The organism is Ochrobactrum quorumnocens, from assembly GCF_002278035.1.
Classification (GTDB): domain Bacteria; phylum Pseudomonadota; class Alphaproteobacteria; order Rhizobiales; family Rhizobiaceae; genus Brucella; species Brucella quorumnocens.
In genome coordinates this window covers 1,082,187-1,108,227 of record NZ_CP022603.1, presented here as the reverse complement: position 1 = coordinate 1,108,227, position 26,041 = coordinate 1,082,187, and the positions used below count along the sequence as shown (strand labels likewise).

Here is a 26,041-nt window from a genome sequence, read left to right as displayed (position 1 = left end):
CTTGATTTTTAACTTAGGTGAAGGGTTTCACGTTGGCTAATATGCCAAAAGGTGAAATAAATTCAGATGAATGGTTCCTGACAACACCAAAGTGAAAGACGAAGAAGAGGATCCTACGGTTCAATGCCCTTTTAACGTGGTTTAAATGCATAATGGGGAAGAGAGCATGCAAGCCAATTTTGTGCATCTATTAGAACGCGCCAAACAAGCTGTCTTTACAAAATACGTTTCTTTAACTGGCGCTTTTCCTTCCCACACACTGTTCCTCTCTATGACCGATGGAAAGCATCGCGCAATAACCGTGAACGCTTCTGCTGCAAGCTTAGAGGATTGCTGGAAAGCTCTCATAGAAAAAGCTAAACAAGAGCTGTTATCCAATACGCTTAAAGTTGAATGGCTTCGTATCGAGTGGCCAAACAATGTTGAAGTTCTGACGTGGCAAAAGCTCAAGTCACAGATTGAAGCCACAAAACGCAACTACTTCAGATATGGTATTGCGTTCGATCAGCAGTTTGACATCGCCTTTCTTGAGGCGGAACTTAATGCAAATGCAATTCTTTATGGCGGGGGCAACGCCGCAAACGGTGTCTTTAACACCGGAAACTTTGGTCGTTATCTAAAGCTGCGCCATGGCAAAGATAAACTTGCACTCTCAGATGAAGACGCGGTCTTTCGCTTTTCCACGGCAGGTGTTTTTCTCACATCTAATGATTCCACAATCTACAGGATTACAGGGCATGGATCGAATTGCGGGCGCCGGAATATAGAAGCACTTCAGTTAAACGATATCGATCAGTTGATCGCGGGAGGAAGCCGTTATCTCGCTTCCCAGACTTTGGAGAGTGGCCGCTTCATCTATGGCTGGCACCCTTGTTTTGATCATGAGATCAAGACTTACAATGCGTTGCGCCACGCAAGCTCGCTTTATGCGATGATCGAGGCTTATGAGGTTACGCGTGATAGTGAGCTTGGAGAAGCCATTGAACGCGGTCTTTCTTATCTGACTGATAAGCTGATTAAGACTCTGGATCATCAGGGCGAGAAAATGGCCGTTCTTGTCGACGCACAGAATGAGGTGAAGCTAGGCGGAAATGCGGTCTGCTTGCTGGCTCTCGTTAAATATAGCGAGTTGCATCAAACGTCGCGTTATAATGTTCTTCTTGAACAATTGGCCCTCGCGATCTGCGCTATGCAGGATTCTCAAACAGGGCAGTTCGCCCATGTTCTGCAGTATCCCAAATTAGACGTGAAGGCCGGTTTCAGAACTATTTACTATGATGGTGAAGCCGCCTTTGGATTACTGCGGCTTTATGCGCAAACCAAAGACCCGAGATGGCTTCGTTGTGTTGAACGAGCCTTCGACTATTTTATCGCTGCCGATCACTGGAAAGCGCATGATCATTGGCTTGCATATGCGGTCAACGAACTCACGCGCTACCGGCCCGAACGTCGCTATTACGAGTTTGGACTGAAGAATTTTGCCGACTATCTGGATTTCGTGACTGAGCGGATTACCACGTTTCCGACTTTGCTTGAGCTCATGATGGCGGCACAACAAATGATTGCGCGGCTCGAAGCGGACAGTTCACTGAGCAGCCTCCTAACGATCATTGATAAGAAAAAATTCTACAATGCGCTCGAAACTCGAGCGCATTACCTCACGAACGGGCACTTCTGGCCTGAAATCGCTATGTTCTTTGCCAATCCGGCCCGAATGGTAGGAAGTTTTTTCATACGACATCACGCATTTCGCGTGCGTATTGACGATGTTGAACACTATCTTTCAGGTTTGATAGCGTATCGAGAATATCGGTTGAAGCGGCCCGATTGGAAGGCTCCATGGGAGCTGGATGGCGCAATTGTGGATGATCATCACCCGAAAGGCCCGGTCATTGCCTGGGGCGGGGACGTTAATCTTGGTCGTCGACAACATTATCGTCTTAGTGAATTGGGTCTCGAAAATGTATTGAATATCCCGGAGCTCAGAAAAGCAAATCTTCGAATTATTAATTTGGAGTGTGTTGTCTCAACCCTGGGCGAGCAAGGTGTCAATAAAGGCGAGGGCGGTCCATATTATTATCGAGCACGGCCACAGATGCTCGAACTCCTGACCCATGTGGGGATCGATGTGGTTGCCACTGCGAATAATCACAGTGGAGATTATGGGTCGCAAGCATTGCTACAGCAGGCCGAGTTTCTAAGAGACGCGGGGATTTCATCAGTAGGCACGGGTGAAAACTTAAATGCTGCCTTTAGCCCCGTCATTAAACCAGTTGGAGATCTGAAGGTCGCGATATTCTCTGTTGATGCGACCCAACATCGCTTTGCCGCAACAAAAAGTACAGCAGGCTCTGCACACTTGCCGTTGAATGATCCTCAAGCATGGATCGATACGCTGGCTCCAAGGATCGCTGATGCCAGAAAGCGAGCACAAGTAGTCCTTGTTGCGGTCCATTGGGGCGAAAATCTGAGACCAGAGCCGTCATCTGATGAAATAGCGGTAGGCCACGCGATCATAGAGGCGGGTGCTGATGCCGTATTGGGTGCATCGGCTCATCTGCTTCAAGAAATTGAAATCTATAAAGGTCGCCCGATTATCCATGATGCGGGCGACTTTTTGTTTGATGCCATTCAGGGCAAAATTACGAAAACCGGGTTGTTCTCGCTAGAGGTGAGTTCCAACGGCGTAGAGACCATTATCTTTACACCGCTTATTGGAGGTTTTGGTACAACGCACCAGTTGGAGGGGCCCCGGGCACGCGAAGCCGCACAAGAGTTTGCAAAACAATGTCTCACTGCTGGCACCCAAATGCAGGTAAGCGCATCAGGGCGAGGAATAGTGTCTCTTTCACCAGAGGCGCATTCTACTCCGAGTATTGCCACTGATCGGGGTACCCCAAACAGTGAAAATTCTGGTCTGCCAAATGCACTGACTTATCAACTCGATAAACGCTGGACCCCGGACGTGGTGCCAGGTGATGCGCGCATTACGCCGGTCCACATTGGTCCACTCACCTTACTGGGTTTTCGCGTTTCACCGCAAAAATTTACCGATCGACGCATGCTTTGGGTTGAAACATTCTGGAGGGCTGATTGCCAAATCGATGAAGATATTCGGCTCGACATTCAAGCTGTCCCTGTAAAGCCGACACGAATGCGCGCCTGGGGTCGTTCCATGGATCATGATCCATGCGACTGGCTTGTGCCAACCAGCGTATGGAAGTCGGGACAGATTTATCGTGATTTCTACGGATTACGTCCTCCATATTTGAAGGACTGGGAAAATGTTGATCTGCAAGTATCCATTGGCATCGTGTCGAAAAGCTATGAGGCTGCTCCACTCGTGCTGCCCTTTAATATTGAGCTGGCTGTTCCCAACCTTCCAACACCGGTCCTGAAGGAGCCTGTGGCGGCATCGCCAAAGTCAAGGGCCTACCGCCAGCAGTTTAACGATAGCATCAATGATTGCATATCCGGTCAAACTTGGACCGCCGATCAGCTGGCTGCAGTCACAGGTGGCAAATGGCTCGTCACACCTCCGCCAGGCTGGTTTGTTCGTTCCGTTATCCGTGGAATGATCCATAAAAAATTTGTCGACCAACCAACCCTGTATGTTGCATCGGAATTTGAACATCTTGCATTCCATGAACAATATTCATCCACGAAGCGATCCGGCATGGACACACATAGCTTGCTCGTTAAGAAAGCGTCGGCATTCGCGGGGGCAATCGTCTCCAAGCCAGTTGCAGGCGTGTCGAGTGATTTTCCACTTTTGCAAGTCCAAGATCCCATCAAAGCATTGATCGAGTTGGGCATTGCTGCGCGTCAGCGATACAAGAATGATGTCATCGCAGTAACCGGAACTGTTGGTAAATCAACGACCGTGAGTATGATCCGCGAGATGCTCGGAAGGGATCTGCAGGTTCTCTCTAGTTACGATAATTATAATTCACGTGTCGGTGCACCGGCACTGCTTGCAAATCTTTCACTCGATCACAAAGCAGCGATTGTGGAAATTGCCCAAAGTGCCCTTTGGATGGAGAGAGGTCCGGTTACGCGGCTCATTGAGCCGACAATTGCTTTGGTGACAGAAATAGGTCTGTCTCAGTCTGATCGCCGGGTGAAATCTCTTAGCGATGTTGCAAAATGGAAATCGAGAATTTTCGACGGGCTAACTGGAAAGGCGGTCGCGATTATTGGCGATCATCTTGCCTGTTTTGACGACATCTTGGCCAAAGCCAATGCTCATGCGAAGAAAGTTATTATCTTCGGCGAGAGTGAGCGCGCCACAATGCGTATCGTCGACCGGCAACTGAATGATGAGACAAGTACGATTTGGTTTCGCACACCGGAGGGATTAGAGGGAATTCTAGAAGTCCCGTTGCCAGGCAATGGCATGATAACGAATGCGATGACCGCACTTTGCGTCCTATATGCAATGGGTCATGACGTCACGAAGATGACACATAGTCTGTCAGATATGGCCGTTCAGACAGGCCGCCTGCAACGGTTTTCAGTACAGGTTCTTTCCACTGGCGTTGCAACGGTTATCGATGATAGCTGGAATGCGGAAGTCAGTTCGATGCTCAATGCGATATCGGTTCTCGAGAAAATCACGCCAGTGAACAGAGGCCGTAAAATCGCCGTGCTGGGGCGCATTGTGCATTTAGGAGAGATGGGCAAGCCACTTCATGAAAGCCTTGCAGAACCACTGCTTACGGCACATCCCCAGATTGTGCTCACACACGGCGATGAAATGCGCTTTTTACGTGAGAAACTGCCTTCCAAACTTCTTGGACCACATTTTTCAACGGCCAAAGAACTGGCTCTGTTTCTCTATCCTATATTGGAACCAGATGATGTTGTGCTCGTAAAAGGTTCTCGACGTGATTCCGATTTTGGAAGCGTATGCGAACTTTTGAGAGATGCGTCTAAACGGGTACAGAATAGCAATCCTGCCCCTTCAACGTTGGGAGAAATTAGGCGCCTATTAGGCCCGGATAGTGGACTGTCTCAAAACAGTGATGCGGTCGAATTTAATGCAGTGTCATTTTCGGTTGAAACGTTAAACGATCAATCGGTTGCAATTGTGCAAACAGAAGACGGTCCTATGGGACTGACACAAGCACAGCTACGAAAACACAAAGCATCTATCGTGGCAACCATAGGGGTTTCACCAGAACAGCCGCTTTCAGATGTACCGCATATCCATGATAAAAAATGGTCGAGTACCACAAAGGCGCTCGCGATTATGCGTCGTGACGCATTTAAAGGAACTTGTTTCGCCGTTACAGGAAGTGCAGGCAAATCAAGCGTCAACAGCATGCTGTTGTCGACTCTTAGAGGACTACACACAGATAAAGAAATATTGGGTACCACGGGTAATCAGAACATGTTTATGGGGGTTATGCGCACACTGACTGCGCTCAAGCCTCAGCATAGCCACCTCGTTCAGGAAGTTGCTGTCGGGCACGCAACCCGATCAGCTTCTGTGCTCAGGCCTAATATAGCGATCGTCACCAACATTTCAGAAGCGCATCTGGAAGCGTTTAATGGGGTCGAGGGGATTGCAGATGCGAAATCTGCAGTTCTCCGGGCACTCGAGCCTGATGGTACTGCCGTGATCTGTCGTGACACAACGCTTTACGAACGTGTAAGGGGCCATGCCGAGCGCAAAGGCGTGAACATTGTCACCTACGGAACGCACGAAGCTTCCGATTGGAGGCTGACGGATTTTAATTCTTCGTCTGGTGAAGCCCATTATAAAATAGGAAATGAACAATTTAAGCTGATGCTCATTCCGGGGGCACGCCATCAGGCGGTCAATGTTGCGGGGACATTGACCTGTCTGGCTGCGGCGCATGAGGATTGGCGTGCCGCGGCGAAGATACTGGAACAATGGTCTCCCCCCGCAGGTCGCGGCTTACCGTTCTATGTTTCTGCATCATTGGGTGGCAAGGCAATGATCGTCGACGATGCCTTTAACGCCGCTCCGATCGCAATGTTGGCGGCGGCCGAGGCGCTTGCTGCAGAAATGAAAGCGTCGCGGCGCGTTCTGGTTCTTGGCGAAATGCTTGAACTTGGACAAAACTCAAAAGCCATTCATACACGTCTTGCCCATGTGATTGCTCACCTTCCCATAGAGCAGGTCTATGCCGTGGGAGAAGCATATGGCGAATTCTGGCAAAAGCTGCCCGAGGCAAAGCGAGGACGCTATCTTGAAACACTTGAGGAGCTACATAAAACCTTAAAGGTCGACATTCGCGATGGGGATGTTTGGTGGTTCAAAGGTGCCCACGGCAGTGGTTTGCATCGCACGGTCCAGGCTCTTAGATCAGCGCAAGTGGTGAGTGGCTCTGGTTAGCCAGTTGTATCTTCATTCAAAGACCATGATTTGGGAGTGAGACAGAGGACAGCCCCAACAATCAGAGCGGCAGCCGCGACCATAAGTGAGCCGTCGAAGGATGAAGTCCGCACGTATAGTGCATTAGCCATAAGAGGGCCGATAATTTGTCCCGCGCCATAGGAAGCGGTCATAATTGCAAGCATGTTGACGCGGGTTTTCGCGCTCAGATGACGAGCCGCAGGCATAGCGATTGTTACCGTTCCCATGAAAGTGCCACCAACCAGCAATGCACTGACAATATAGGCGACAGGTACATGCAGCAACGGCAGGGCTACCCCGATTGCCTGTACGGCGAGATTGACCATAAGGCTCCCGCGACTGCCCCATCGTGTGCGAAAAAAATGCCATAAAAAGCACGACGGCACTGCTCCGAGGCCGAAAATCGCCCAGATATGCACCGGATCAATCGCGTCAAACGTACTCCGAACGAGTAGCGGTAGGTAGGTGGCTGTGATGATGTAACCAAAGCCCGCTAAACCATAAACAGCAACAAGCAGTGTCGGGCCAAAAGAATCAGACTGCTTCTGGGCGGCGGCGGATGCTGCTGCGTTCTGATGGGCGGATGGTTGCTCCAAAATCCACTGCATTGCGATAGCAGTCACTGTTAGTATGAGCGCTGCGACCGCGAGTATAAACCAGATTGCATGGCTTGGTAGCGTCGCCAGATGGCTAAGCGCAATTATCTCCGCTGAAACAACAATGCCGATGCCCACGCCTGAATAAAGTACTGGAGCACTGTCATGCAGCCTTTGATCATGGATCAGCCAATGCGAAGCAGCAATCATCGAAATGGCGCTAAAAAGGCCGGCAAAGCCGCGGATGATGATTATGAGCCATTCCGGGATAGGAAGAGCCAGCAAAGCGGTAGCAATAACCGTGGTCACGGTTGCGATGGTGCATAACTTGCGGCTTGAAACACCTGAGAGTAGCACTGCTAACAACGCCCCAATCAGATATCCGGCATAGTTGGTCGACGCCGCATAAGAACCGCCTTCAATAGAAATCTGCCCATCAGCAACCATAAGCGGATAGAGACCAGTAAAAGCAAAGCGGCCAAATCCCATGCCGATGATTAGCACCAATGCAGCAGCAATTGCAGCGCCGCTCTCAGGCCTGTTGCGCATTGTTCTATTCCTCGATATTTGAAACGGCTTGAAGCGTTTTGCGGAATTCGGCGAAAGCCGGGGTGGAAAAGCCGGGACGGCAGGCCAAATGCGTATCCACCATCATGAGAGGATGTTCTTTGACCGCTCCAAGATGCTGTACAAGGTTCGCAACGCTACGCGGCATTATGCTGATGCAGGAGCCAGCAGCGGTGCAAGCAAACATTGCATGATAGGATTTTACTTCCTGAACTGCAAAACGTTCTCTTGATGAACCAAAACCGCTCAACCATTCCTCGGCCAGCATGCGATAAGTGCAGCCGGGTGCAAAGGCCGCCAGTACTCTGGGTCGAATGTTGTCTGTGCAACTCACGTCAGGGTGTTCTGCCGGTAGAAGAAGAATCAATTCTTCCCGAAAGATCGGCATCATATCCAGTTCTCTGGGGTCAAGCGACCGGTCCCCGGACGGTATCGCTATCAGTGCGCCGTCGATGTGGTGGGCAAGCAACGCGTCAATGAGCTGACGCGTTGGCGCAGTTGACAGATCAAGTGTCACCTGTGGCCACTGTTGGTTGTAACTGGTGAGCGGTAACGGAAGCCTGCTTGCGACTGTGCTTTCCATCGAACCGATACGCAGTCTGCCTGCAGGCTCTGCAGGATTGACCACCTGCTGCGCTTCTTCCGCGAGATTGAGGATCCGATTCGTATAGCCAAGATAGAGCTCGCCTTCCCTGGTCAGTGACATCCGTTTTGTATCGCGCTGAAACAGCGGTACGCCGATCTCGGCCTCCAGCTGTTGAATGCGGGTCGTTACGTTTGAAGGCACGCGACCAAGCAAATCCGCGGCTCGGGTAACACTCCGCTCCTGAGCCACCGTGCGAAACACCGAAAGTGTTGCAAGATCCATTTTAAAATTCCCCATTGCAGAATGTATGAGACTATATATTCTCTTATTAAGAATAAAAATCAATGCTAGTTCTCTAACAATGAATAATGATCGGCTGCGGGTGCATTTAGTTGGGGACCATCCTGCTCGTCGTGAAACCGCTTTGCTTATCTAAAAGCGTAAAAACACAGAGGTAGCCCGGTAGCGGTGGTTCAATCTCAATGGCCACCAGAGGAGCAGAAATGGACGTGCTCAAGAAGCTTGGAATTACACTTACCATCATTCAGGCGCTGATGGCTGGCGTATCAACCCCAGCACTGGCAGCAGAAGTGTGCATCGCAGGTGGTCTGGGTTCTATAGGAGTGGGCGCAACGGATGCCGCTGGTGCAAAAGCGATGATTGCGATAACTGTCGCCTTTACGCCACGCCAGGCAAGGAACGCAGCCGCGGAGAGACCGACGAGACTGCCGCCGATGATTAGCACTTGTATATTGTAGATAGGGATTGTCCTTTTCGGAATGACTGCGCCATGATGCAAAGGACCAATGCGGTGCTTCGAAAGTGGCGTATTCAAACAGCACGGATGGAGCAGACGCATGGCGTCCGGTTTCCGTCGCGGTCCGTCGCCCGAGGGCTGGATTGTGGTCAATGGGGTGCGCCATCGACTGACCGGGGCTCACCAAAAGACTGGTCCACCATTTTCGACAAGATTGCAGCGTTCACTTTAATCGGCGCAAGAGGCCTCCCATCACATCTGTGCTACATGCTATGTCTTGAGTTTGCATCTGGTGGCGCGTTCAGCGTCTTGGTAGCACTAAGCCGCTTCCTTCAAGATAGCGCGGATGGGCAGCGGTGCAGTACCCAAATACCCCGCGATCATCCGTGTGATATGTTCGACGATATCGGCTTCATCGGAAAGGGAGTGGCCGCAGTCATTGAGAACGATCGCATGAGTCAGCGTCTCTACAGTTGTGACGCAAATAAATGCAGCGGTGTCGAGGTCTTTGAGCTGAATGTCGTCTTTACATTTTCCCAGATAATGCCGAACCAGATGCAGCGTATCCTTGCGGATGGCTTCCACCTCGGCGAGTTTTCCAATTCGGGGTACTTCTTCCTTAAGTATGCGATGGAGCTCAGGATCGACCCGATGTGCTGCGATCATTGCGCGAATAAGCTCCCGCATCGCGCCATTTAGATCGTCCGACGCGCATTCCTGCATTGCGTTTTCCAGCAGAGCCAGAATTTCACGATTGTGCCTTGCGACGAGCGCAGCCACCAGCGATTCCTTGTTGGGGAAGTATTGATAGAGCGAGCCGATGCTCACACCCGCTACTACGGCGATGCGATTTGTGCTGGTCCGGGCATATCCTTCACGTACCAAAACGCGAGCAGTGGCATCCAGTATCGCTTCGACGGTCATTTTTGACCTCTCTTGCGAAGCCGATTTTCTGGGATTTGTAGTACTCAGCTTGGCCATAATGCAGATTTCCTAATGCGAGTAGACAATGTGAGTTAACGCTCACATATTCGGTATAAATCGTCAATAGCCATGAATGTGAGGCGTAATATCGTGATTAAATTTGGATAATAGTAAGTCGTAAAACAAAATCGAACATAGAAAATAAGAGTTATATAATACCATGAAGTTGATCAATGGTGCGATGCTTGTTGCTGTGATGGTAATAGGCGCTGGTTGTGTTGGTTCCGTGCAGAAAAACGCGAGTGTTTCCGTTGCGGAATGTGCAGATGTAAAACAGAATGTAGCAAATAGCGAAAAATGCAAAGCGCCTAGACTAGGCTGGGAGGGTGCTAACGGTAGCGATTTCAACATTAGCCACTGATTGATCGCATCACCGGAAACTTGCCGGTACCCGCTGATTAGTCTCTTGGTAGCTGTCTCGAATTCCACTGCACTTCGGGGATAGCCTTGCCAATTAAATAGCTGAAATCGGTTATCTTCATCGCTTTGGTATCGACCTGACATTGGAAGTCGATCGAATACCACTTCGCCCGACTACGAAAAGCTCCGTCGCGGATCGTAAAGCTGGTTTCTGAAACAACGCCAGCGCTGGGGGCTAGCATATCAGGAAAAGTGCCAGGTCTGTGGTGCCGAACCTGTTCCAGCGCCTCGATGCCGCAAATCTGTACGATCCGATCTCGTTGAGGGAGCTTGCCGATCGCTTGCTTCACGCGCGGATCAGCGAGGGTATCCTTTGAATAGATCTGCTGCGCGGAAGTGAGCTTGGAGTTCACTTCCGCGTGCTTGTCAGGCGTTGCGATTGAATTTTGCGCTGCTGGAGCAGCGGTTTTCGTTTCAACGGGCAGGCCTTCGGCCTTAGTGCGCAATTCAGGGACAGATTTGGCGTTACTATCGGATTTCTGGAGAGCTTCGTTCTTTTCTTTCAATACCGGATTATGATTGTCGGCTGCTGTTTGCTGTGGCTCGGGCTTGTCCATTACTGGCTGGGAGCTGTCCGCAGGGGATGGGGACTCTTTTTGCGCTGATGCAGACTCGAAAGCTTGAGGCGATCGCCGGGCAGCCGCATTCGACTTGCTATTTGGTGAGGGGGCGCCTGGCTTCGGAGGAACAAGTTCCACGTTAACGCTTTGATCTTGAGCAGGAGGAGACAATTCAGGCGCACGATAAAGCAGCAATGATGCCAAAGTCAGATGAAGAACGACGGATGCTGGGATTCCCCAGCCGGTTTCTTCCAGTGTTCTTTTGGTTAAGTGCTGCATCTTTTAAAACGTTAATCTCCACGCGCCGACACTAGGTGCTTGTGCCAAAGGCAACAAGAGGGGAGGGGTAGCAACTCGCCAGAAGCCATCATGTTTGACGAACTTTTGATGCCCCCAACGGTTTTCGAACTTTCTGGAACGTACACGCGAAGGTTGACCATTTGCGGGTATCCTTGGATAACGCTTGCCGTGATATATCACACTCGAGTATAAATATGGGGCAATACACGCGTTAACCTGCAACACTTGCAACACAATATTTTTGGTTAAGAGAATGTCACTTTCTTATTTTGATTATTTTGCGTAGTTGCCTACGTCAGATGAGCTACTGTGCACAGTCCGACGATAGACGACCTGATCACATGCAGGTGTCTCGCCTAACGCGTACAAATGCCCGGCGATGCGCGACCTTTGATCAGTGAGTATTTAAAAAAATGAGCCGCGGTACTAATGGTGCTGGCTTGAATGAAATTGCAGCGACAAATGATGAAATTGACGTAAGCGCAAGTGAACTGAATGTGGGCATGCCGCTTCATGCTTCAAGCGCTTCTGCGCTGCATCAGCAGGTTTTGCTCGGTGCGGATTTTGCTCTGGCCGGTGAACTGGGCGAGCGGCTTGAAATCTTTTTGAGAGGCTTGCAGAGAAGTTTGCAGGCTCTGTCGCGGTCATTTCTGACGGACGGTCGTGGCCATACAAGGAGCTTGATGAGCGCGCCAATCAGTTCGCGCGACTGTTGATTGAGCATGGCGTGAAGCCTGGCGATCGCATTGGTTTGCTGTTTGATCGCTCTGCCGAGACTTACATCACCCTTCTGGCTGTGATGAAGGTGGGTGCTGCCTATGTGCCACTCGCCACAGCCTTTCCAGAAGATCGCACGGCACTCATCATTGATGATGCCGCCGTCAAGCTTGTGATTTCGCTTCGTGCTTATTTGGCACGGGTGGAACAAATGCTTGTTCCACATATATTGATCGACGCTTGCGCTACGGAAATTTCTCAGCATTCCAATGCTCGATCGGATGTTGCCACGGGAGCAGCTAATCTGGACGAGATTTGCTACCTTCTTTATACGTCGGGTACGACTGGACGGCCTAAAGGTGTTCTTATTCGTCATCAAAGCTTTTGCAACTGCCTGCGTGTCGCAGCAGTTTCATATGGATACAAGCCTAGCGACCGTGTTTGCCACGGCATGACGATAGCCTTCGATTTCTCGGCTGAAGAATACTGGGTCCTTTGTGGCAGCCACCACTGTAATCCCCGCACCACGTCCGTTGACTCTGGTGGGCGAAGAACGGGCAGATTTTCTACGTAAGAACGACATTAACTGCATGGCTTGCAGCCCGACATTGCTGTCTTCCATTGAAAGTGACATCCCCAAGCTGCGTCTCCTTATGGTCGGCGGTGAAGCATGTCCCTCAATCTGGTAACCGTTGGACAAAGCCCGGACGCTTACTTCTAAATGCCTACGGCCCGACTGAAGCAACTGTTACCGCCACCATGGGTGACATCTGATAAACCCGTAACAATCGGCGCTCGACCGGAAACCGTGCTGCAAGCAAAACTTCAATAACACGCCGTTCATACCCACCGGTTGGCTCCAGAATGAGGCGTTCGATGCCGACAAAACGCGTAGTATAAGTTATGAGGCTGGTCTCCCTTATACACGAGCGCGAAGCTCTCTCAACGGTGCGACGATGCCTCTAAGGTGCAAAGGGTTATGCTTTTCTACGAACGAAAGTTCTGGCCCCGATGGGCTCAACCAATTTGCACCCGTCATTGCTGTGTATGGTGGCAACAATGACAAAGAGGCCGGAGCATCATAACAGATGCTCCGGCCTCACAATGTATAAGCCCCGGATGCTGGCGGGCGATCCGGGGTATGTGCACCGGATTAGGAGCGGGCGAGCTTGGGTTCGGTGGGCGATAACAGTCCGCTTGGTTCGTTATTTCTGCTTCTTCGCTTGATCATGATGCCACTTGATGGCGAAGAACATGCCCGTGCCTAACACGACAACCTTAAACGTAACGAAGACTACAATGAACCAATCCATCTGAACATTTCCAAGCTGCTATCTATCGTGAGGGGGTATTACCCCAAAACCGCTGAATTAACAGCCTCAAATTTTGTTGAACGTGCCACTTAACCGCCCTAGATGCGGTGTTTTCATGCCGAAATAGAAGTCATAGGCTATGATTGGAACTATTTCCAATGAAGATGACCCCGACTGACCTCTCAGAAAGCCGGGGCCGCACAAACCTCCAGTCGCGTTATATTGATGGATTGTGCCTTAGAGGCTTACACCGGGCTCAGAACAAACAAAAGCCCGGCAGCGGAACGACTGAACCAGGGCTACGCTTTCTCGTGTTTAGGAACCGATCAGCGCTGAAGGATGCTAGCGCCAAATAATTAATTAAAAACCCCGGCAGCGTGGGCTAACCGAGGTTCTGCACTAAGACTGATTCGCATTTATCTTAACGCCGTTCGACGTTAGTCGAGCTCTTGATAAATAAAAACCCCGGCAACCGCAAAGTCCGCCGGGGCTGCGCACCGGCTTCAAGCTGGGGGCTCGGGATGATGCGCAAGTAAATCTTCTCACAGTCTCAAGAAATCACACTGTCACGGCCCATCACATGCTGGCGCTCTGTCGTATCTAATTTCGGGACAATCTAATGAACAAAACAATGTTCTTCGCATATGCGAGGCTCGCGCCTTTTGGCGGCCGTCTTCCACGAGACAGACGGCAAGATGCAGCTGGTTGTCGAGAACCTGAATTACACCAGTGCGGCGCAAATACGAAAGACATGGACGAAACGCTTCTCGTTGATCGCTGCGGCTCAGTCTTATGTGAACAATCCGCAAGCCCTTGAAACAAGGTCTACGGCGGCCGCATGGGCAGCAACGGCGCTAATGACGGTTGGCTTTATCGAGGCAGGCGCCTGCGTCAGATCACTGGCAAGGACAATTATAAGAAGTTCGGCATTGCTGATGTGCCTGAGAAAGCGCTCGAACTCGCAACAGCGATCCGCATCCTCTTTGAAGGTATGCTGCTGGGCAAGTTCACGGGTCGAAAGCTGAGTGACTTTTTCGGTAAGGGCAAGGCGACCCGGAAAGCGCGCGCGTCACCGTCAACGGCACCGATAAGGCCACACTGATCTCGGGCTATTACCGCAACTTCCTCGACAGCCTCACTGCAGCGCGCGAAATGAAGGCGGCATCTGTCGAAGATGCCAAGCCTGACGATGTGCCACTGCTGCAAGATAAGACCGTCCAGACCATCGTGGCAGCTGGCGGCGGTACGTTTGTTACCGGACTTATCGGTACAGTTTCCAATCCATGGACATTCCTGACCTTTGCCTTGATCGTGGTTGCTTTGGGTGGCGGCCTCTGGCTTTGGCATAGCGGCAGGCTGGAACTGAAGAGGGGGGCGGCATAACTTGGCTCTTGGCCCTACGCTCCAAGCTTACCGGCTACGCCGTGGCAATTGCTGCGGCGCTGACCGTCCTTGTCAATGCGTATCTCAAAGGCCGGTCTGACAGCAAAACAGCCCAGACCGCACGCGACGCAGGATCCGTAACCAAAGCACGGAAGATAGAAAATGAAGTTGGCCGTCTTGATGACAGTGCTGTTGACGCTCGGCTTGCTAAGTGGATGCGCGACAAGCGGTAGTTACTGTGACGTGGCGAGGGCAATCTATGCAAGTCATGACGACACGTCAGAAACCAAGCGTCAGATTCTGGCTGAGAATGAGAAAATAGAAAAGCTATGCGGGGTACGGCCGTGACGGATACTGAGAAATGATCGGCACTGAAATCAGGGGCGCAGTCGGCTTCCTGTTTGTCTTTTGGAAGTACGTCGACAGCAAGATTAATGCGGCTAGAAACGAAACCGCCGCCAAAGCCGATGCAACAACCGCACTCGCCGCGCTGACGAGGCAGGAGCTATCAGACTACAACCTGCGGGCTGCCGAAACATTCGCCACAAAGGCTGGGATGCAGGAGCAGACCTCGCAAATCGTGTGCCATCGAAAGCGTTGCAAACCGCATTGATGGGCTTACCGAGCGTATGGATCGCGTATTTGAACAGAAGACGACGCGGGCGAGGGGGTAGAACAGTAACGCGACAGGGAGGAAACAAAACGGCGCGAACGTGAAGCAGATCTACTCAACTCAAAATTTAAAGGTTACTTGAAGTAGATTTATTCTTGGGTTGTAAAACCCGGCTACGGTCGGGTTTTAAATGCGCTTATCAGTTTGCGTGGTGGATGGTTAGCGTTTCATTGTGGGAGTATGTTTCCGACTTTTCTGATCTCTAATGTGACTTCTTTGTTCTCTTCTTTTTCGCAACTGGCAGAACAATAGTCTGTTCATATTCCATTCGAGCATTTCTCAGGCGGAGAGTCTTTGCAATCCGTGCATCCGTCTCGACTTGTTGTATGGAGCGAGCAGTGCGATCTACTCTATCAGCAATCGACTCTTTAACAGACGATGTTGGCTTAAAGAGCGTCTCTTTTGTGAAGAATGTTTGCGTTTCAATCGACATAAATGAATTCCTTTTGAAATAAAAAAAGGTCAGGCAACGCCTGACCTCAAAAGTAAACTTCTTTCAACAGTGCCAGTACATCCGTGGTCAAAGGAAAGAAGAAAACCTATTTATGCAGCCTGCAGGTTGCAGGCAGACATTTTGCCCGACTTCATGTCGCGCTCCAAATCGTAGCCAATCTTCTGGCCTTCGACGATTTCGCGCATTCCGGCGCGCTCGACGGCAGAGATATGAACGAATGCATCAGCGCCGCCGTTGTCGGGCTGAATGAAGCCGAAGCCTTTTGTGGAATTAAACCATTTAACTGTGCCAGTGGTCATAATGAACCCTTTCATAGCAGTATAGATAGCAGCACGCAGTTGCGTGACACAAAGTGAAAACGATTTTTAAAGGGGGTTCGTTCAGGGCGCGGTGCTAAATGCGCAATAAAGCAAAACTCAACAAGAAAATATCGATGAACAACATCTAATACATTTAATGGTATTTGTCAAGTTATATTTATGAAAAATCATACTATTAAATTAGAAATCTGACATGATGGCACTAATATTTGTAACAAACTTATATCGGGCGGCCCCCTATGAAAGGTAGATTCCCGCCCCATAAAGCTTAGCTAATTAGGCTGTTCCATATGCTGACGTAGCTTCAGGCAATGGAGCAATATCAACGCGATGATCGCGCATGACACCCGCCATAAAATTCTCCAGGATTAATTTTGACTGGTGAAAGAGCGGCCCCGATAACGGTTTCATTCTTAGTGTCACATAGCCAGCCTTAGCCATCATCTGGTTAAGGATGCGGTTGCTGATATGAAAATCGACAAGATGGATATTGGAAGACATGAAGCCCTCCTTTCAGATTGCGGGTACGGACTATTTAGCCGCGCCAGCAGTTCCAAGTGAAAAAATAGTGCTGGCAATCAGGGATCGGCTTTAACGGTTTCGATAGCAAGAAAACAATTGAGGTCATTTAAAGGCAGACTCCACCGCTATATCTGATGAGCCTACCAGCAGAGGTCTTGAATAGTCGGTGGGCACGCCAATACTTTCCCTTTATACAGGATAATCCATGATCGATCTTCCTTCACGTATCTGCTTCCAGCCGTCGTATCCCCAGCTTACGATTCCAACCAGTCAGACGAAGTATGGCGGCAGGACAATATCAACCGTCGAGTATGCAGATAGCTATCGCATTGTTGATATGGAAACCGTGCCATTGCCGCCCGGACAAGCAGTTCAGCTTCAATCCTTCATTGCGGCAGCCAAGGCCGGCGCTGAAACGATTATTTATCGGCCAATTCTTATCTGCATTCCGCAAGCCTATTGGGGAGATGTTGACAATCCTCACATAAGTGGCTGTGCGACACGCGGGACCGTGACAGGCGGATACACGGTTCAACTGATGAGCGTTGTCCCGGCCTGACATTGAGGCCCGGAGAACTATTCTCATTCCAGAGCGGTGACTATAACTTTAATTGTAATCCAATCCCGTATCAGTTTCCTCACTAGAGGAGTTCGCAATTATGACAAATAAAGAACACACTCAAACTCTGCGCTCTCTCAGAGATACCCGTAAAAATAGGGTGCGGCTTCAAAAGCAGCTGCAATTTGCAACGGCATGGCATTTCTCGTTTGCCGAAAGCCGCTCAGCCAAGCCTCATCATGATCATCTGAACCTACGATTCGGTATTATTTCAAGCTAAACCATGTTGCGCGCGGTGATTTTATAAGATGTCTGTCGCGACTGGGCGTATATTTCGAACGCAACGCGATAGATTAACTTTCTTGATCTATCGAAAGCAGACAAAAATGACGCTTCCGTATTTGCTATTGGCCCAGCAGTTTCGAGCGCGCTCTTGTCTATCAAGAAGGGCACAGAGATCATCCCATCATAGCCAATAAAGCGTACGCCGTTTTGGCTATCGATGAAACTTCTGCTGGCGTTTGGAAATGAAAGACTCATGTTTGCTCTCTCTTTGCTGCGCCGCCCTCGTTGTCCCATCGTTGGACCGCAACATTTAATGCGATTTTGCGAGAATGGAATCGTTTCAATGCAACCCGCAAACGGCCCTCATCACATACTCCATCATTAAATTTTTGGACCAGAAACCGCGCTGCGTTATTATTAAGCTCTGAGGGATCATCTGGACGACGTGCTTCTCTAAGCAGCCGTGTTATCATATTGATGTTGCTGGCATCTAAATAGTTGGAAGACATCGCGTCCTCCTTTGTTGCGAGCTAGGGGGCTTACCCTTCAACGACAGCGCCCGTTTCCCATGCTGCCGAGATAATCAGCATGCGCCCTATGTTGCTTAATAGCAAATAAGGCCGCAACGCTATTTGGCGAGCTTCTCAGCCAGGCGTTCCTACGCGGCGCTGAGCGAGTGTTTGGCAAAATTTCTAACCGGATTTAATCTTACGACTCCAAAATCAACGCATTGTTGTCAATATAAAAGCTGCTCATGCTAAACCCAGACAAAGCCGCTCATCTCTTTCAGCCGCACAATGGACAATCTTAAAGGTGGAACTGGATTTCATGGCGAACGCGTCGTCTATATGAATCCTGCATCCAAGGGCACAACGGGCCGGTTGCTAGATGGCATTGAACATAATTCAGTGCCGGGAGCGATGGGCGATGTCTGATCGAATCCGAAAGGCAAGGCCGGGCAGTCGGCTGATGGAACGCGAAACAAATCGTCCGGCACGCGTCATGACGATAGCTGAGGGATGGGCAATGATCCGCCCTGTGAGCGCTCAGCCTGTTTTGGTCAGCATGCGCGAACTTCATCTAAAATATGAGGTGACAAAATGGTAACGCTCTGTGAGCGTGTTCGTATTACATAGCCTTCGCGATGTGCGCTCAATCCTGGATGCACACTACCTCAACCGTGATCCGAATCTGGCAGAATCAGCAATAAGAAAGCTCGAAAGCAGAACAAAGTTTGCAAAAAGATCTGCAAAACGCTCTAACTTGTTCTAGGCCGTGTGGACGGATTTGATTAAGATGAAAGCAGAAGCGATTGCGACGATGGATCGGAAGTTTCTTGCTGTTTTCTCGCAGCGTAATGCGACACGTTTGAACCGTTTGAGCTTCCCCATCATTTGTTCGATACGTGCGCGACCTCGATAAAGCGCCGTGGCAAAATGCTTCGGAATATTACGCCTGTTTGATCTGTAAGGGATCACAGGGATAGCGCCAGCCTTTCGCGCAATCTCTCGATTAACGTCGCTATCATAGCCTTTGTCAGCAATGATAGCGCGGTGCCTGACTTGAGGGCCCGTGTCCATGAGGCTTTCAAACTGTTTGCTATCGGAGGCTTCGCCTCCGGTCAGTTCAAAGCCAAGGGGCTGACCATTTCGGTCGGTTTTCAGATGGATTTTGGTTCCGAACCCTCCACGAGACCGGCCGAGCGCTTGACCTTCCTGCCCCCTTTAGCGCCTGCTGCAGATACATGGGCGCGAATGACGGTGCTGTCGAACATAGCGATAAGATGAGCGCTTTCATCAAGCCCAGCCAAAATGGAAAAATAGTCCTCGAAAACACCTGCTTTACCTAAACGGTCAAAACGCTTCCATACGCTGTTCCAGTTACCAAACCGCTCAGGCAAAGCCCGCCATGAGATGTTGTGAAGGGTGAAATAATGCAACGCCTCAAGGAATAGGCGGTCATTTTTAGCTTTCGCGCCAACGGCTGGCAGACAAGTCCGAAAAACCTCAAGTGCCAGTTCATAGTCATTTTCTGTCATCTTGGTGCACATTACTGACCTCCAAATCACGTCAGCAATATGTGAATCACGTCGAGTGAAAGTCTGGAACCGGAAAACTTATACCTGAGTCAATTCGTCCACACGGCGTAGTCTGTTTCGGAGAGTATCTAATGAAAACAATTGGCTGGGGTGCCTGGATTCGAACCAAGACTAGCGGAGTTAGAGTCCCAGCCAATATATTGATATATAATGGCTATTCTGCAAAATAATGCATTTCACGTCCTTTGTGATTCAATGGTTTAGCTGCGAAATGCAATCCAATTTACAGCAATTTGGCACGATTGGTTAACGTCTAAATGCTAGCTTAACTCGGGTCGACTGAACGTCAGCTTTTGACCCCATTTTGGCCATTGCCGATAACAACCACGCCGCCTGAAAACTGACACTCGAAGCGAGCGTCCAACGCACCAACTCGCCTCGCTCGTCGGGTCAGTCAGCAATGAAGCGCCTTGCCAATTTGTAAACCTCTTGAACGCCACGTGCAGCCAAATCCCAGTTTGCCGTTTCCTGACGTACTAGTTCTGGGTGCTTCTTGCTGATGTCCCGCAACGCGTTACCGACGGATTTTCGCAAGTATTCACTTTCTTCCCGTCTTTGTGCCGAGAGTAGCCCAACAGCAACGGCAGGCCTGTCTCGAAAATAGGGGCGGGCCGTCCATATCCTCAGCCCCTCTGTCACAGCACGGCGTGTATTGGGAATCGCGGCAGACAACCAGTCGCGGATAATTGGAAGCGCCGCCTCATAGCCAGTATCTCGGCAGAACTGATCAAACGCCTTGGCAAGTATCTCCTGTACCCGCCAGTCATCGTCGTTGCTAACCCGATCTTTTAAAATGTGCAGGGCGTCTAGATCTAATGCTGCCAGATGTCCAAGTAAGAAAGTGCCCACGCATCTCGCCTGATGGAACTCGGAGCAAAGAAGCTCAAGCGAAATTTGCTTGGATCGAGCCGCATCACCAGACAAGATGATTTCATTCGCGGCGAGTTGCAAATCATTGAAGCCGTGTTCTGTTTTCCTTGATCTTTTAACAATCTCTTCGATGATTTCCATTTAGCCCTCAGGTTCTGGAAAGGAAGCTATCAGATGGCTACTCCGACCGAATTGCTACCATAATGCCAAAAATCAGTGATGGCTTCTCCGATGACGTTTCCATGCTGGAAGCTGCCAGTTCGCCTTCGACCCCTTGTATAAGGATTGTTGGGCAAACGTCGCGTCCCAAGCGGTCGGACGGCTATGCGCCAATGCGGTCGCGCATAGACTTGAGTGCTATCATCGCGATCAGTCCCTGCCAAAAGTAACTGGCGCGTTTTGGCATAAGCGGCCAAGCGTGCAATACGGTTCAGTCCGCACAGATAACCTTGCTCATATTGATGCCTGTCACTTGGAAACCTGTGGCTTCATAAACGTGGCGCGCCCGATCATTGCTGGCGGCAACACGTAGTTTAAGCTGCTCAAATCCCAGACTTCGCATCCCATCCTCAAAAGCTGACAGGACTTGTCGGGCAAGTCCTTGTCCACGATATCTCTCAAGGACGCAGAAATCGTAGATGAACGCTGACCGCGTGGACAAATCAGGTTTATACCAGAGATATCCGATAAGCTGCTCTGCGGTGCTGTCTTGCTGCATAATGCTCTGCAAAACATGTCCCTCCGTTTGAGCACCATCTGGAAGGTTAGAGTTAATTTCTGAACGAGCCTGAACGAGTGCGGCTTCCTCAGAAAGCCTGTAGTTTTCCGATATCTCGGCAGCGTAATCGGCGACAAAATAGTCGAGGTAGGCCTGATAGCTCTCGGCGTCCATAGGTTTGAATATGATCATCGCGCTATTCCTTTGCCGCAAACGCTCGCTTGAGCAAACGTCTCCAAAGGCCTCCCTTACGGCTTCAGCACAGCGTTGTCACACCATTATCTTCGGACGGGCAGTTTGTTACTACAATGATACGCTTATGGCGGCTTCCACCTATATATGGACGAAACCTGACTGTCAGCAACCCCACCCCGTTGCGGTCATCGGCGCGGTGGTTACGCGTACCCCGAAGCGGTCATTCCGCCGGTGGTTGTGACCCGCCGATTATCCACCCTAAGCGATTCAGCAGCCGCTTAAGGTGGATTGTCCTTTCAAAGCTTCCTGTACTCCTCGCCGGTCTAAGCCGTGGGAACGGTTCCGCCGTCGATGACATACTCGGTGCCGGTAATTGACGCTGCGCGATCCGAGGCGAGGAATGCAATCAGGTTGGCCACTTCCTCTGGGTCGGCTGGCCGCCCCAGTGGAATGCCGCCGAGCGAGTCCATGATGATCTTGATGCCGCCCGCAAAGTCGGTCCCGGCCTCACGGGCGAGACGTTCAGCAAGCCCCTTGGAGGCTTCACCGGCGATCCAGCCGGGGGATACGCGCACCACGCGCACACCCTTCGGCGATACCTCCTTGGAAAGGCTCTTGCTGTAGGTCGATAGGGCCGCCTTAGCCGCAGCATAAGCGGTAGTCGCCTCGGGCAGCGGCAGCTGGTTCTGGATGGAGGTCACGTGAATGACGACACCGCTGCCTTGGGCCAGCATAACGGGCAATAGTGCACGGTCCAATCTGACGGCAGGATAGAGGTTGAGGTCAAACGCCTTGTGCCACTCATCCTCGTTAAGCGCGGCAAATCCTCCGCCGGGTGCCGACGAACCGCCGAGCATATTGACCAAAACATCGATCCCGCCGAGGTGTTCGTGCACGGCTTCGGCCACCAATGCACAGCCGGCTTCAGTCGTCAGGTCGGCTGCGACAAAACTCTCAGTTGGTAGTGACTGGGGCTTGGCTCGTGCTGTGGTTAAAACCCTGGCGCCCAGCTTACGAAATAACGCCACGGATGCAGCCCCCGCACCGCGCGTGCCGGAGGTAATGAGAACACGCTTGCCGCTCAGATCAAGAAAGTTGCCCATCAGTGGATCTCCAACAGGTTGATCTTTTGGTCAGCGAGGGTGAAAGCGAAGTCCAGCACGACTGGGCTGCTAGGAAAATCGCCGCTGACCTTGCAGCGGACGATGACGCGGTCGCCATCCAAAATCTGCTCGATCGGTTCGGTGACGAGATCGGCGTATTTTTCGGTGGAGCTGAGACGCCAGGCGAGAATCTCCTCGTGTCCGGTGTGCACAGCACCCTCGTCCTTGACGACCGCGTCCGCCGCGAAGCTCGATGTGAGGGCAACGCGATCCGTGCCGCGGTCTGCAGCAAAATAGGCTTCTATGGGGCTGGTAAGTTGCATCAGGGCATTCCTTGTTGTGATGCCACTGATATACGTCTGGATCGCAACTGAGATAAGTGGGATAAAACGCCATGCTTAGATGAAAGGAACGGGACAATGTATAGAGCAGCACTGATTGATCTGCAGGCCGTCATCGCTGTGGTGCGCCGAGGCTCTTTCCGAGCGGCCGCGATCGATCTGGGTCTGTCCAGCACGGCGTTTAGTCACACGATTGCCAAGCTAGAGGCTGGCTTGGGCGTGCGCCTCTTTAACCGTACCACGCGTAGCGTATCCCTGACTGACGCGGGTCGCACTTTTGTCCGGCAGATTGCCCCTGCGCTGCAGGACATCGGCGACGCGATGGAGGCGGTGCGGGCTCAACGGCAGACACCATCGGGCCTGTTGCGCATCAATGCAGCGATCACGGCTGCCCGGGAAATCCTCTCACCATTGCTGTTGGAGTTTCTTGCCCGCTATCCGGACATGGAAATCGACTTGGTGACCGAAGGACGATTGGTCGACATTGTGGCAGATGGGTTCGATCTAGGTGTCCGGACCGCCAACTTAGTACCCAGCGATATGATCGCTGTTTCGTTGGGATGGCCGCAGCGCTATGCGGTGGTGGGGTCGCCCGCCTATTTTGCAACGCGTCCAATTCCTCAGACTCCAGCAGATCTTTATGCCCATCGTTGCGCGCGGGTGCGCCTACCCAACGGCGCGCTATTTCGCTGGCAGTTTGAAAAGCAGGGCGAAAGCCTGCAGGTCGATGTGCGCGGGCCGATCACGCTGGATGAAGGCACACTGTCTCGTCAGGTCGCGCTGAGCGGATTGGGGCTAATCTATATCCATGAATATTCTGTCTTGCCCGACATTGATGCGGGGCGATTGATCCGCGTGCTGGAGGACTGGACGCTGCCCCTTCCGGGACTGTGCATCTACTACCCCGGGCGCCGCAATCTCTCCGCTGGTATGCGTGCTTTCATTGCTTTGGTGCGAGAGCTGGCAGCGATGCCATCACTCCATGAAGACAATAAAAGGGCCGGATCGGCCTAAACCATGCCGGATTGCATCAAATGGTAGATCCCAGCCGCGAAATCGCGAGTTGATGATGTTACCCAAGCAGTCAGGGAATGTCCGCTGACTGCAATCTTTCATCTAAAGCCGCCAGTCCGCTTTCCACCCCGTTCCGGCCGGTCAGCCTTCGACTCCAACTCAGACTTAGTGGCCTATTGGTCTGAGCACTCCAAAGCCGACGTTCAATGGTCGTTCGTACTTTTGCGTCCAGCCGAGCCTCGGCCATCCTCACTCGTCGAAAGATGATCGAGAAGAAGTTGCGCCAGAGGTTCAAGTTTCTCCCCACCTCTGAAACAAAGCCGCAGCCGGCGGGTCGCCCAGGGATCGGTCAACTGAGCCGTATTCAGCACCATCGTACGTCGAGCGCGCTGGGCGGCAGTCTCAGGAACGATGCCAACCCCGGCCCCATCGGCGGCCATCCGGCAGATGCCTTCGAAAGTCCGCAGTATGATGCGGGGACGTGCCCGGTAGCCAAGGCGTTCGGCCTGCTCTTCGATATGCTTCTGAAGCGCACCGTCAAAACCGATCAATGGTTCGCCGATAATCTGCGAGAACGCGGCTCGGCGCGCTTGCGCGAGGGGGTGATGGCGAGCCATGACTAGGACGAGGCGGTCGACCGCGAACGGCGCGGTCGAAAGCGATCCGCAGTCGATTGCGTCGGAGATGATACCGAGTTCGGCAAGCCCGCTTGCAACAGCCTTGACGATATCCTGACTTGGCCGCTCCACCAGATCGATGTCGGCCTGTGGGTGCTCGGCGAGAAAGGGACCAAGTCGCTCAGGCAGAAACTGCGTCATCGCTGCCGAGTTTGCCAAGAGCTGCACGGAGCCGCGGAAGCCTCTGGCGTATTCCGACAGTTCTGCCTGCATCGCTCCGATCTGGCGCAGAACGAGGCGGGCATGATGGGCCAAGGCGTCTCCCGCTCGGGTCGGCACGACGCCGCGTCGATTTCGGTTGAGCAACGGAACACCGCCGACAGCCTCCATCTCACGAAGACGCTCGCTTGCTGCAGCAAGCGACAGGTTCGCGGCCAAAGCACCATGCGTGATACTACCGGCGTCCACCACCGCAAGAAACAGCCGCAGGTCCACAATGTCGAAGCGCATGGTGTGATTATAGCACGATATCAGCCTTTGGCTAGGCCGAAGGCTGGTTGCGGAACTTCCGCATTGCGAGACGGCCGCAGACAGTTAATTCTCGCGGCATGGAACAGAATGCTGCCACTATCGTCATCATCGTATTGACCTTTCTTGCCGCTGGCGCGGTAAAGGGCGTTGCCGGAATGGGCTTGCCCACTGTTGCCATGGGCGTGCTTGGTGCGCTCGTCTCGCCGTTGACCGCAGCCGCACTTCTGCTGGTGCCCTCTTTTGTGACCAATGTCTGGCAACTCCTGACCGGGCCGAGCTTCGGCGCACTCGTCGTTCGACTCTGGCCCATGATGGCGGCGATCGTCGTCGGAACGCTTGCCGGGGCCGCCTTTCTTACCAGCGGCAATACGGACCGAGGCACGACTGCGCTCGGCCTCGCGCTCATTGTGTATGCGGCCTACACCCTGTTTGCGCGCCCCTTCCGGATTTCCCCGCGATGGGAACGATGGTCCTCCCCCATCGTCGGGCTGACCACTGGATTCGTTACGGGCGGCACTGGCGTCTTTGTCATTCCCGCGGTGCCATACATCCAGTCGCTGGGTCTTGAACGGGACGATCTTGTCCAAGCGCTCGGTCTGTCCTTCACGGTCTCGACCCTGGCACTGGCGGCCGGACTTCTCTGGCATGGAGCGGTGCCGGCCGGAGAGTTGCTGGCATCCACGCTGTTAATTATTCCGGCGTTGACCGGCATGGCTGCGGGACAAGCTCTCCGCAGCTGGATCAGTCCTGCCGCGTTCCGATGTGTCTTTCTGATCTGCCTCTTCCTACTGGGTGCCGAAATGGCATCGCGGTCCCTCTGGTAGCCGGGCCACCGCCCGCTTCTTCGCGGCTCGGCCTCATAAGCAGACCGTCGCTTAACCACCCTGTTCCGGCCGGTCAGCATTCGACTCCATTGCGGTCGTTCGATGATAGGAGACGAAGACGACTACAGCGGACCATGTAGATCCCTGTCATCTTGTATCATGTCTGTCGCAAGTTTGGGGATTTTTGCGACGAATTGCGGACAGCCTTACAGCTTGGCTGGCTGAAAGGCGAAACCACCAATCTCAGCCCTAACGTTTTGTTAAGTACGAATCCATTCGATAAAATTTTAGTCTTAATGCCGCGCGTGTACGCCATTAATGGTTGACACCATAGAAATCCCTACGCGCG

30 protein-coding genes and 1 pseudogene are annotated in these 26,041 nt (G+C 51.9%); 13 read left to right on the top strand and 18 right to left on the bottom strand.

Going from position 1 to position 26,041, the window contains the following annotated elements:
• Positions 1–166: 166 nt before the first annotated feature.
• Entirely contained in the window at positions 167–6,364 is a 6,198-nt protein-coding gene (locus CES85_RS05270; protein WP_167388248.1) for a CapA family protein, read from the top strand.
• On the opposite strand, the gene CES85_RS05265 is transcribed toward CES85_RS05270, so the two are convergent.
• The 5 genes from CES85_RS05265 to CES85_RS05245 form a co-directional block, all read right to left on the bottom strand.
• Positions 6,361–7,530, bottom strand: coding sequence for a YbfB/YjiJ family MFS transporter (locus tag CES85_RS05265; RefSeq protein ID WP_095444944.1), 1,170 nt, complete (start codon positions 7,528–7,530; stop codon positions 6,361–6,363). The two genes, CES85_RS05270 and CES85_RS05265, sit on opposite strands and share 4 nt — an antisense overlap.
• A 4-nt stretch (positions 7,531–7,534) precedes the next feature.
• Positions 7,535–8,416, bottom strand: coding sequence for a LysR substrate-binding domain-containing protein (locus CES85_RS05260; RefSeq protein ID WP_095444943.1), 882 nt, complete (start codon positions 8,414–8,416; stop codon positions 7,535–7,537).
• A 262-nt stretch (positions 8,417–8,678) separates the two neighbouring features.
• Positions 8,679–8,993 (bottom strand): FAD-dependent monooxygenase, encoded by a 315-nt coding sequence (locus tag CES85_RS28225; RefSeq protein WP_208636258.1) that lies wholly within the window; start codon positions 8,991–8,993, stop codon positions 8,679–8,681.
• A 216-nt stretch (positions 8,994–9,209) separates the two neighbouring features.
• A complete protein-coding gene (locus CES85_RS05250) occupies positions 9,210–9,815 on the bottom strand; it encodes a TetR/AcrR family transcriptional regulator (RefSeq protein WP_095444942.1) in 606 nt (201 codons plus the stop codon).
• A gap of 458 nt (positions 9,816–10,273) precedes the next feature.
• Positions 10,274–11,134 carry a DUF930 domain-containing protein gene (locus CES85_RS05245; protein ID WP_095444941.1) on the bottom strand — a complete coding sequence of 287 codons (861 nt, stop codon included), beginning with the start codon at positions 11,132–11,134 and terminating at the stop codon, positions 10,274–10,276.
• 434 nt (positions 11,135–11,568) lie between these two features.
• Between CES85_RS05245 and CES85_RS28150 the strand changes: the two genes are divergently transcribed.
• Together CES85_RS28150 and CES85_RS28145 are read left to right on the top strand one after the other, a co-directional pair.
• On the top strand, positions 11,569–11,871 hold the full coding sequence (locus tag CES85_RS28150) for a hypothetical protein (RefSeq protein ID WP_342352135.1): 303 nt from the start codon (positions 11,569–11,571) through the stop codon (positions 11,869–11,871).
• A complete protein-coding gene (locus CES85_RS28145) occupies positions 11,802–12,446 on the top strand; it encodes an AMP-binding protein (protein WP_342352141.1) in 645 nt (214 codons plus the stop codon). Before CES85_RS28150 ends, CES85_RS28145 begins: the two co-directional genes overlap by 70 nt.
• 217 nt (positions 12,447–12,663) lie before the next feature.
• On the opposite strand, the pseudogene CES85_RS28285 reads toward CES85_RS28145, so the two are convergent.
• Positions 12,664–12,777, bottom strand: a pseudogene (locus tag CES85_RS28285) (IS110 family transposase); the annotation flags it as partial.
• A gap of 1,246 nt (positions 12,778–14,023) precedes the next feature.
• Between CES85_RS28285 and CES85_RS27675 the strand changes: the two are divergent.
• The 4 genes from CES85_RS27675 (at position 14,024) to CES85_RS05220 (ending at position 15,181) form a co-directional block, all read left to right on the top strand.
• Positions 14,024–14,287 carry a hypothetical protein gene (locus tag CES85_RS27675; RefSeq protein WP_244923153.1) on the top strand — a complete coding sequence of 88 codons (264 nt, stop codon included), beginning with the start codon at positions 14,024–14,026 and terminating at the stop codon, positions 14,285–14,287.
• A 50-nt stretch (positions 14,288–14,337) separates the two neighbouring features.
• Positions 14,338–14,568: a hypothetical protein gene (locus tag CES85_RS27670; protein ID WP_244923152.1), complete on the top strand. Its 231-nt coding sequence runs from the start codon at positions 14,338–14,340 to the stop codon at positions 14,566–14,568.
• 8 nt (positions 14,569–14,576) lie between these two features.
• Entirely contained in the window at positions 14,577–14,801 is a 225-nt protein-coding gene (locus CES85_RS05225; RefSeq protein WP_095444939.1) for a hypothetical protein, read from the top strand.
• Between the two features lie 128 nt (positions 14,802–14,929).
• A complete protein-coding gene (locus tag CES85_RS05220; RefSeq protein ID WP_244923151.1) occupies positions 14,930–15,181 on the top strand; it encodes a hypothetical protein in 252 nt (83 codons plus the stop codon).
• Between the two features lie 262 nt (positions 15,182–15,443).
• Here the strand turns inward: CES85_RS05220 and CES85_RS05215 are convergent, their stop codons facing one another.
• The 3 genes from CES85_RS05215 to CES85_RS05205 form a co-directional block, all read right to left on the bottom strand.
• On the bottom strand, positions 15,444–15,674 hold the full coding sequence (locus CES85_RS05215) for a hypothetical protein (protein WP_095444938.1): 231 nt from the start codon (positions 15,672–15,674) through the stop codon (positions 15,444–15,446).
• Positions 15,675–15,784: 110 nt separating this feature from the next.
• Complete coding sequence (locus CES85_RS05210) at positions 15,785–15,994, bottom strand: cold-shock protein (protein ID WP_095444059.1); 210 nt, start codon at positions 15,992–15,994, stop codon at positions 15,785–15,787.
• A 297-nt stretch (positions 15,995–16,291) separates the two neighbouring features.
• Positions 16,292–16,516, bottom strand: a complete 225-nt coding sequence (locus tag CES85_RS05205; RefSeq protein WP_095444937.1) for a hypothetical protein — start codon at positions 16,514–16,516, stop codon at positions 16,292–16,294.
• A gap of 226 nt (positions 16,517–16,742) precedes the next feature.
• On the opposite strand from CES85_RS05205, the gene CES85_RS05200 reads away from it, so the two are divergent.
• Positions 16,743–17,096: a hypothetical protein gene (locus CES85_RS05200; RefSeq protein WP_095444936.1), complete on the top strand. Its 354-nt coding sequence runs from the start codon at positions 16,743–16,745 to the stop codon at positions 17,094–17,096.
• A gap of 100 nt (positions 17,097–17,196) precedes the next feature.
• Positions 17,197–17,376 carry a hypothetical protein gene (locus CES85_RS27055; RefSeq protein WP_157743404.1) on the top strand — a complete coding sequence of 60 codons (180 nt, stop codon included), beginning with the start codon at positions 17,197–17,199 and terminating at the stop codon, positions 17,374–17,376.
• Here CES85_RS27055 and CES85_RS05195 read toward each other — a convergent pair.
• Together CES85_RS05195 and CES85_RS05190 are read right to left on the bottom strand one after the other, a co-directional pair.
• A complete protein-coding gene (locus CES85_RS05195; protein ID WP_095444935.1) occupies positions 17,373–17,636 on the bottom strand; it encodes a DUF1488 family protein in 264 nt (87 codons plus the stop codon). The genes CES85_RS27055 and CES85_RS05195 overlap by 4 nt on opposite strands.
• A complete protein-coding gene (locus CES85_RS05190; protein ID WP_095444934.1) occupies positions 17,633–17,890 on the bottom strand; it encodes a hypothetical protein in 258 nt (85 codons plus the stop codon). The genes CES85_RS05195 and CES85_RS05190 overlap by 4 nt, the downstream gene beginning before the upstream one ends.
• Positions 17,891–18,178: 288 nt before the next feature.
• Between CES85_RS05190 and CES85_RS27050 the strand changes: the two genes are divergently transcribed.
• Entirely contained in the window at positions 18,179–18,316 is a 138-nt protein-coding gene (locus CES85_RS27050) for a hypothetical protein (RefSeq protein WP_208636257.1), read from the top strand.
• Positions 18,309–18,488 carry a hypothetical protein gene (locus tag CES85_RS05185; RefSeq protein ID WP_095444933.1) on the top strand — a complete coding sequence of 60 codons (180 nt, stop codon included), beginning with the start codon at positions 18,309–18,311 and terminating at the stop codon, positions 18,486–18,488. Before CES85_RS27050 ends, CES85_RS05185 begins: the two co-directional genes overlap by 8 nt.
• 161 nt (positions 18,489–18,649) lie before the next feature.
• On the opposite strand, the gene CES85_RS05175 is transcribed toward CES85_RS05185, so the two are convergent.
• The 6 genes from CES85_RS05175 to CES85_RS05150 form a co-directional block, all read right to left on the bottom strand.
• Positions 18,650–19,045, bottom strand: a complete 396-nt coding sequence (locus CES85_RS05175; protein ID WP_235889509.1) for an IS5 family transposase — start codon at positions 19,043–19,045, stop codon at positions 18,650–18,652.
• Positions 19,042–19,431 (bottom strand): transposase, encoded by a 390-nt coding sequence (locus tag CES85_RS05170; RefSeq protein ID WP_095444932.1) that lies wholly within the window; start codon positions 19,429–19,431, stop codon positions 19,042–19,044. The genes CES85_RS05175 and CES85_RS05170 overlap by 4 nt, the downstream gene beginning before the upstream one ends.
• A 438-nt stretch (positions 19,432–19,869) precedes the next feature.
• On the bottom strand, positions 19,870–20,490 hold the full coding sequence (locus CES85_RS05165; RefSeq protein WP_095444931.1) for a DNA alkylation repair protein: 621 nt from the start codon (positions 20,488–20,490) through the stop codon (positions 19,870–19,872).
• Between the two features lie 289 nt (positions 20,491–20,779).
• The gene (locus tag CES85_RS05160) at positions 20,780–21,259 is read right to left on the bottom strand and encodes a GNAT family N-acetyltransferase (RefSeq protein WP_095444930.1); all 480 of its coding nucleotides are present in this window, start codon (positions 21,257–21,259) and stop codon (positions 20,780–20,782) included.
• A gap of 326 nt (positions 21,260–21,585) precedes the next feature.
• On the bottom strand, positions 21,586–22,365 hold the full coding sequence (locus CES85_RS05155; protein ID WP_095444929.1) for an SDR family oxidoreductase: 780 nt from the start codon (positions 22,363–22,365) through the stop codon (positions 21,586–21,588).
• Positions 22,365–22,688 (bottom strand): nuclear transport factor 2 family protein, encoded by a 324-nt coding sequence (locus CES85_RS05150; protein WP_095444928.1) that lies wholly within the window; start codon positions 22,686–22,688, stop codon positions 22,365–22,367. The genes CES85_RS05155 and CES85_RS05150 overlap by 1 nt, the downstream gene beginning before the upstream one ends.
• A 96-nt stretch (positions 22,689–22,784) precedes the next feature.
• Between CES85_RS05150 and CES85_RS05145 the strand changes: the two genes are divergently transcribed.
• Positions 22,785–23,720, top strand: a complete 936-nt coding sequence (locus tag CES85_RS05145; protein WP_095444927.1) for a LysR family transcriptional regulator — start codon at positions 22,785–22,787, stop codon at positions 23,718–23,720.
• Positions 23,721–23,923: 203 nt separating this feature from the next.
• Here CES85_RS05145 and CES85_RS05140 read toward each other — a convergent pair whose 3' ends face one another.
• Positions 23,924–24,847: a LysR family transcriptional regulator gene (locus CES85_RS05140; protein ID WP_095444926.1), complete on the bottom strand. Its 924-nt coding sequence runs from the start codon at positions 24,845–24,847 to the stop codon at positions 23,924–23,926.
• A gap of 98 nt (positions 24,848–24,945) precedes the next feature.
• On the opposite strand from CES85_RS05140, the gene CES85_RS05135 reads away from it, so the two are divergent.
• The gene (locus CES85_RS05135) at positions 24,946–25,692 is read left to right on the top strand and encodes a sulfite exporter TauE/SafE family protein (protein ID WP_095444925.1); all 747 of its coding nucleotides are present in this window, start codon (positions 24,946–24,948) and stop codon (positions 25,690–25,692) included.
• Positions 25,693–26,041: the final 349 nt, after the last annotated feature.